The organism is Hydrogenophaga sp. (assembly GCF_041633695.1).
Taxonomy (GTDB): Bacteria; Pseudomonadota; Gammaproteobacteria; order Burkholderiales; family Burkholderiaceae_C; genus Hydrogenophaga.
In genome coordinates, this window is the sequence record NZ_JBFJMY010000255.1 from 1 (window position 1) to 6,195 (window position 6,195).

A 6,195-nucleotide genomic window follows, 5' to 3' on the forward strand; every position below is an offset into this window, starting at 1 on the left:
GTGCACCGCGCGTGCCAGCAGCCAGGTGAACGTAAAAATCAGCAGCAGCGTGGTCAGCCGCTCGGCACCGGGCAGCCACGGCACTTCCTCGGGCAACCGCTGCCACAACAAGTGGATCGCCCCCAGATAGAGCAGAAAACGCACCGGTGCCTGCACCGCCACGCCGGTGCCGGCCGCCATGGGCGCGCTGCGGGTGGCGCGCAGGAACACCCGGCGACCGAGGCGAAAACCCAGTTCGGCCAACAACGCGGCCACCAGCGCCAGCCCCAGGGTGGGCAACCATTCGGCCAAAAGAGAAGAAAGCCTGGGTGAAAAATCCATGGGCCATCCTAGCCCGTTTTGTGCAGCAGCCACAGCGCAGAGCGCGCAACGCGCACCGCTACAAGCACCTGCGCCCCGGTGTATGCTGGACCGCAGTCCCCAGGAGATGCCATGTCCCACGACCACACCACCCCACACGAACACAGCGCCGACGGCGATGCACCCTGGAAGCACGATGGCGTGCGCGTGGTGCCCGGCAACCAGCTCGACGGCAACGTGCCCAGCACGCCCGGCATGGACCGCAAGGCCGCGATCAACTTCGCGCGCGTGGGCGCGCAAAAGCTCTGGGCTGGCACCGTCACCATCCACGCCAACGCCAAGACCGGCGCCCACCACCACGGCCCACTGGAGAGCGTGATCTATGTGGTGAAAGGCCGGGCCCGCATGCGATGGGGCGAACAGCTGGAGTTCACCGCCGAGGCCGGGCCTGGCGATTTCATTTACGTGCCGCCTTTTGTGCCGCACCAGGAAATCAACGCCAGCGCCACCGAAGTGCTGGAATGCGTGCTGTGCCGCAGCGACGGCCAGGCGGTGGCGGTGAACCTCGATATCGAGCCGGTGGAAAAGCCCGAACAAGTGCTCTGGGTCGACCCCACGCACCCCACTGGCGGGGTTTGACACCCTGCCGGTCTGCGACACTGGCGGCTCCAGCCCGCCACCAGCCACCACCTTGGCGGCTTCGGTCCGCCACCATTTGCGCCATCCCCCATGAGCACCCGCATCCACGACATCCACATCGCCCAGTCTGAAACCCTGCCCGAGCCCAGGCTGCTGCGCGAAGAATTTCCGGCGACCGACGCCGAAGCGGCCTTCATCGCGTCCGCACGCCAGGCCACACGCGCCATCCTGCGCGGGCAAGACGATCGCCTGCTGGTGGTGGTCGGACCCTGCTCGGTGCACGAACCCGCATCGGCGTTGGAATACGCGGCGCGGCTGCGCGAGATCGCGCCGCAAATGGCGCCCGATCTGCTGCTGGTGATGCGGGTGTATTTCGAAAAGCCACGCACCCGCATGGGCTGGAAGGGTTTGATCTACGACCCGACGCTGGACGGCCAGGGCGACATCGGCGAAGGCCTGCGCCAGGCGCGCCACTTGCTGATCGAATGCGCGCGGCTCGAAGTACCTGCCGCGTCGGAAATCCTGGATCTGGTCACGCCGCAGTACTACGCCGAGCTGCTCAGCTGGGGCGCCATCGGCGCGCGCACGGTGGAAAGTCCGCTGCACCGCCAAATGGCATCGGCCTTGTCGGCGCCGGTGGGTTTCAAAAACCCGACCCAGGGCAGCGTGGGCACCGCCATCGATGCGATCCACGTCGCCGCGCAGGCACACCGCTTTCCCACCATCTCGCTCGAAGGCCGGGCCACCGTCATCACCACCACCGGCAACCCGGACGGGCACCTGGTGCTGCGCGGCACCAGCGACGGCCCCAATTTTGATGCCAGCAGCGTGCGCATCGCTTCCCTCGCGCTGGAGGCCGCAGGCCTACCGATGCGTCTGGTGATCGACTGCAGCCATGGCAACAGCAGCAAAAACCCGGCACGCCAACCCACCGTGGCGGCCGATATTGCGCAGCAAATCGCCGGTGGCAGCCACAGCATCTGCGGCGTGATGCTGGAGAGCCACCTGGTGGAAGGCCGGCAAGACATCGTCGATGGGCGTGCCGGCCTGACCTATGGCCAAAGCGTGACCGACGCCTGCATCGGCTGGGACACCACGGTGGCGGTGCTGCACAACCTGGCCGAGGCGGTGCGGGCGCGCCGCCGCGCCTGAAAAGAACCGAAGCCGCGCTTCAAGCCGTGCTGCTGGCACGCCGGTGCAACAGCACCTGCGCCACCGTGCCGCACAGGGCGAGGCTGAACATCAGCCAACCCAGGTTCAGCGCGTTTTCGTGGCTGAACAAGCCCACAGCAAAGCCACCCATGGCGCCCAACAATTGCTGCATCAAGCCCGCCACGGCTGCGGCCGAACCCGCCAGCGTCGGCACCAGGCCCACCGTGCCAGCCAAGGCAGGGGGTATCAGAAAACCATTGCCCAGGCCGATCAGCATCATGGGCAGCGCAAAGGCCAACGGCGTGTTCAGGCCGGCCAGGGCGAGCGCCAGCATCAGGCCGATACCGCCCAATGTGAAGGTTTGCCCGGTGCGCATCATCGAGCGTTCGCCGACGCGGTGCACCAGATGCGAGGTGAGGAAATTGCCCAGGATATAGGCCAGCGGCCCAAACATGAGGTAAAGGCCCACCCCACCCGGGCCCACACCGAAACTGCCCAGCACGATAGGTGCACCCGCGAGAAACGCATAAAAGGTGGCCGTGGTCATGGAGAGAATCACCACGTACAGAATGAAGGCGGATTCGCGTGCCAAACGCGCATACGACGACAACATGGCGCGCAGCCAGTGCGGCTGCACGGTGGTCGAGCGCTGGTGGTCGGGCAGACCGCGCCAGGCGGCCACAAACAGCACCAGTGCCAAACACGCGATCAAGACAAAATTGGCCCGCCAGCCGAAGTACACGTGCAACTGGCCACCGACCACCGTGGCCAGCGGCGGGCAAAAACCCATGGCCATGCCCACATAGGCCATCACCCGGGTGCGCTCCGGCCCCACGAACAGGTCTTGCACCATGGCCCGGCCCACCACCATGCCGGCTGCGCTGCCCGCGCCCTGCAACACCCGCGCGGCCACCAAGGTGGGCAAATCGGGCGCCAGTGCCGCCAGCACCGAACCCGCGCCCGCCACCGCCAGGCCGAACAACAAGACCTTTTTGCGCCCCAGCCGGTCCGACACCGGGCCGTACACCAGCTGCAACACGCCGTAGGCCACCACATAGCCGCTGAAAGTGAGCTGCACCGCTGCCTGGCTGCTATCCAACAGGGTGCCCCACTCCTGCATGGAGGGTAGACAAATGGTCATGCTCAACAAGCCGAACGCGAGCTGGGCGATCAGGTTGGCAATCAGCGCGCCATGGCCGGCGGGCTGCGGGTTCGATGGCGTCATGCAGCGGAAATCAAGTGGTGGGAAAAGGCAGACCGGTGGGCTGCTGGGGCCAGCGCACCACCAGGGGCAGCGCCAGCACGCCCAACCGGCGCACAAAAGGAGACGCCAAGGCTAACCGGAATGCGCTTTGGCCGTGCAGAGCCAGTCCATCACCCTGGGTAAACGCAGAACCCGCAGGCAATCGCCCGACCTGCGCTGGGCCGATCGGGTGGCGTTGGATTTGGTGGCTGTATTCGTGGCTGCAACGGAACGCGGTCCGATAGCCCTGCCCGAAGCCCTCACTGCGGCGCCTGCGCAGGCGCGTCGGGTGCCACGGGCGCCGTGGTGGCCGTGGTGGCCGCCACCGGAGCTTTGGCGGGTGGTTGCCAGCGGAAAAACATGGGGTAGATCCGCTCCACCACCGGGCTGTTGAAATCCCAGGTCAGGCATTTGCCCAGGTGTATCGGCGGACTGCCATCGTCGGGGAGCCCGAACGAAGCCGAACGGGTCTGGAACGCGGCCGTGGCCAGGTTGAACAGCAACTCACGCAAATGGGTACAACCCTGCACCCCACCCAGATGGCGCTCGATGGCCTGGCGCCAACCGCGCCCGATCGACGAACCGATCATGCGGCGCATCGGCTCCTCGGCCTGCGTGCAAGGCCCGTGCGGCACCGCATCCATCGCCACCGCCACGTCGCGAACCACCATCTGGTCGTCCAGCGTCACCCGGATGTGCATGTGGTGTATCGCCTCGTTCGGCTCCCGCGCCCGTTCGCCCGTGAGATGAAAGGCATGGGGTTTGGAGTCGTGCATCTCCCCTTCTATGTCCCACCAACCGTCGTCGCGCTGGAACCCGCGGTATTCCACCCGCCGGGTGTGCATGGGCGTTCTGGGCTGGGGCGTGGGCAGGGGCAAAACAAGACCTCGGTAGCTGGGTTGGAACTGGCATTTTCCCCGATTCGGTGGTCAAGCGGCTTGGGGGCGCCCGTTTTCTCCCCATGGTGGCGTGGGCAAACAAGCGCGCGCCAACGGGCGCTCCCCCAAAAAACCACCGGCCCAAGCCGCCCCGACGCTCGCTAAGATGGCGCCATGACCCAGTACTGGTTGATGAAATCCGAGCCCAACGAGTGCTCGATAGACGACGCCCTGGCCGCGCCCGGCGCCACCGTGCCCTGGACCGGCGTGCGCAACTACCAGGCGCGCAACTTCATGCGCGACACCATGCGCGTGGGCGATGGCGTGCTGTTCTACCACTCCAGCTGCCCCCAACCCGGCATCGCCGGCCTGGCGCAAGTGGCTTCAAGCACGCGGCCCGACCCCACGCAGTTCGACCCGGCTTCGCCCTACTTTGACCCCAAGTCGCCGTCCGATCAGCCGCGCTGGCTGCTGCTCGATGTGAAAGCGCTGCGGAAAACACGCCTCGTCGGCCTGCCCGAACTGCGTGCCACCCCCGCGCTGTCCGACATGCTCTTGCTCCAGCGGGGCAACCGCTTGTCCATCACGCCGGTGAGTGCTACGCACTGGCAAGTCATCACGCAAGACCTGCTGGGCGGCTGATACACCACCGCGTATGGCCAAGCCGCTACGGCGCGCCGCCCCCGGTTTGACGAGCGCTGCGGCGGCTCACTTCAGCTGTACCCCGGCCGAACGTGCCGCCACGAACAAGCCCTCGCCCACGCTGGCACCAAAGCGCCGCGCTAGGCGCAGGCCCACATTTTCCTTGTGGGTGTAGTCGACGATTTCTTCGGCTTTCACCACTTCGCGGGCCACGTAATCGAGGTTGCCGAGCTGGTCGGCCAGGCCCAGGTTCACGGCTTGCTGGCCGCTCCAGACCAGGCCGCTGAAGGTGTCGGGCGTGACTTTGAGGCGCTCGCCTCGGCCCTTTTTCACCACTTCGATGAACTGGTCGTGGATTTCCCCCAGCATGGACTGGATGTAGGCGCGCTGGGCGTCGTCTTGCGGGCTGAAGGGGTCGAGCATGGCTTTGTTGGCGCCGGCGGTCATGAGGCGGCGCTCGATACCGAGCTTGTCCATCAGGCCGGTGAAGCCAAATCCGTCCATGAGCACGCCGATGCTGCCCACCAGGCTGGCCTTGTCTACATAGATGTTGTCGGCGGCGGCGGCGATGTAGTAGGCCGCCGAAGCGCAGGTTTCCTCCACCACGGCGTAGACCTTCTTGTTGTGCAAGGCTTTCAAGCGGGTGATTTCGTCGTTGATGATGCCCGCCTGCACCGGGCTGCCGCCGGGCGAGTCGATCAGCAGCACGATGGCTTGCGCGCCCTTGTCCTCAAAGGCGGTGCGCAAGGCATCGACCACGTATTCGGCACTGGCTTCGGCGCCCGAGGCGATCTCGCCCTTGATCTGGATCACGGCGGTGTGCGGCGTGCTGGCGCTGCTGGCCACCGTGTTGTTGGTGTAGACCATCCAGCCGATGGCGCCGATGATGGCCAGCCAGACCAGGCGCATGAAGATCTTCCAGCGGCGCGCGGATTGTTGTTCTTTGATGGTGGCGAACACCAGTTTTTCGAGCGTGGCGCGCTCCCAATTGCGGTCGGTCGAGGCGCTGCCCAAATCGTTGTTCATATCCATGTTTTCTCAGAATTCAAGGGGTTGCAGGTTGTATTGTGACCGCCAATGCACCACGCCGCCGTGCTCCACCAGCTCGATCTTGACCAGCCCGCCCCGGCACGGCCCGCCCGCACAGGCGCCGGTGGCGGGCTCGTAGGCCGCGCCGTGGGACGCGCACAGCAACCAGCTGCCGGTGTCGTCAAAAAAGCGGTCGGGCTGCCAGTCCAGCTCCATCGCCACATGGGTGCAGCGGTTGAGGTAGGCGTGGACCCGACCCTGGTAGCGGATCGCGAAGGCCCGGCAGGTCTGCCCCTGGTAGACCACGTCGAA

Annotated in this window: 7 protein-coding genes and 1 pseudogene; 3 read left to right on the forward strand and 5 right to left on the reverse strand. The window is 66.1% G+C overall.

Features of this window, described 5'->3' with window-relative positions; genetic code table 11:
• Positions 1-321, reverse strand: a pseudogene (locus ABYB95_RS15135) (mechanosensitive ion channel family protein); the annotation flags it as partial.
• Positions 322-432: 111 nt separating this feature from the next.
• Here ABYB95_RS15135 and ABYB95_RS15140 point away from each other — a divergent pair.
• Both ABYB95_RS15140 and ABYB95_RS15145 read left to right on the forward strand, forming a co-directional pair.
• On the forward strand, positions 433-939 hold the full coding sequence (locus tag ABYB95_RS15140) for a cupin domain-containing protein (protein ID WP_372659402.1): 507 nt from the start codon (positions 433-435) through the stop codon (positions 937-939).
• Positions 940-1,029: 90 nt separating this feature from the next.
• A complete protein-coding gene (locus ABYB95_RS15145) occupies positions 1,030-2,091 on the forward strand; it encodes a 3-deoxy-7-phosphoheptulonate synthase (RefSeq protein ID WP_372659403.1) in 1,062 nt (353 codons plus the stop codon).
• Positions 2,092-2,110: 19 nt separating this feature from the next.
• Here ABYB95_RS15145 and ABYB95_RS15150 read toward each other — a convergent pair whose 3' ends face one another.
• The gene (locus ABYB95_RS15150) at positions 2,111-3,316 is read right to left on the reverse strand and encodes a multidrug effflux MFS transporter (protein ID WP_372659404.1); all 1,206 of its coding nucleotides are present in this window, start codon (positions 3,314-3,316) and stop codon (positions 2,111-2,113) included.
• A 278-nt stretch (positions 3,317-3,594) separates the two neighbouring features.
• Positions 3,595-4,212, reverse strand: a complete 618-nt coding sequence (locus tag ABYB95_RS15155) for a DUF2889 domain-containing protein (protein ID WP_372659405.1) — start codon at positions 4,210-4,212, stop codon at positions 3,595-3,597.
• Between the two features lie 174 nt (positions 4,213-4,386).
• On the opposite strand from ABYB95_RS15155, the gene ABYB95_RS15160 reads away from it, so the two are divergent.
• On the forward strand, positions 4,387-4,854 hold the full coding sequence (locus ABYB95_RS15160; protein ID WP_372659406.1) for an EVE domain-containing protein: 468 nt from the start codon (positions 4,387-4,389) through the stop codon (positions 4,852-4,854).
• A 66-nt stretch (positions 4,855-4,920) separates the two neighbouring features.
• Here ABYB95_RS15160 and ABYB95_RS15165 read toward each other — a convergent pair whose 3' ends face one another.
• Together ABYB95_RS15165 and ABYB95_RS15170 are read right to left on the reverse strand one after the other, a co-directional pair.
• The gene (locus tag ABYB95_RS15165) at positions 4,921-5,880 is read right to left on the reverse strand and encodes a S49 family peptidase (protein WP_372659407.1); all 960 of its coding nucleotides are present in this window, start codon (positions 5,878-5,880) and stop codon (positions 4,921-4,923) included.
• Between the two features lie 12 nt (positions 5,881-5,892).
• Positions 5,893-6,195: Rieske (2Fe-2S) protein (locus ABYB95_RS15170; protein WP_372659408.1), on the reverse strand; the 303-nt coding region annotated here is incomplete at its 5' end.

Excerpts from the sequence above, each read along its gene's own strand:
- ABYB95_RS15140 (WP_372659402.1), top strand. The coding sequence starts at position 433 with ATGTCCCACGACCACACCACCCCACACGAACACAGCGCCGACGGCGAT.
- ABYB95_RS15145 (WP_372659403.1), top strand. The coding sequence starts at position 1,030 with ATGAGCACCCGCATCCACGACATCCACATCGCCCAGTCTGAAACCCTG.
- ABYB95_RS15150 (WP_372659404.1), bottom strand. The coding sequence starts at position 3,316 with ATGACGCCATCGAACCCGCAGCCCGCCGGCCATGGCGCGCTGATTGCC.
- ABYB95_RS15160 (WP_372659406.1), top strand. The coding sequence starts at position 4,387 with ATGACCCAGTACTGGTTGATGAAATCCGAGCCCAACGAGTGCTCGATA.
- ABYB95_RS15165 (WP_372659407.1), bottom strand. The coding sequence starts at position 5,880 with ATGAACAACGATTTGGGCAGCGCCTCGACCGACCGCAATTGGGAGCGC.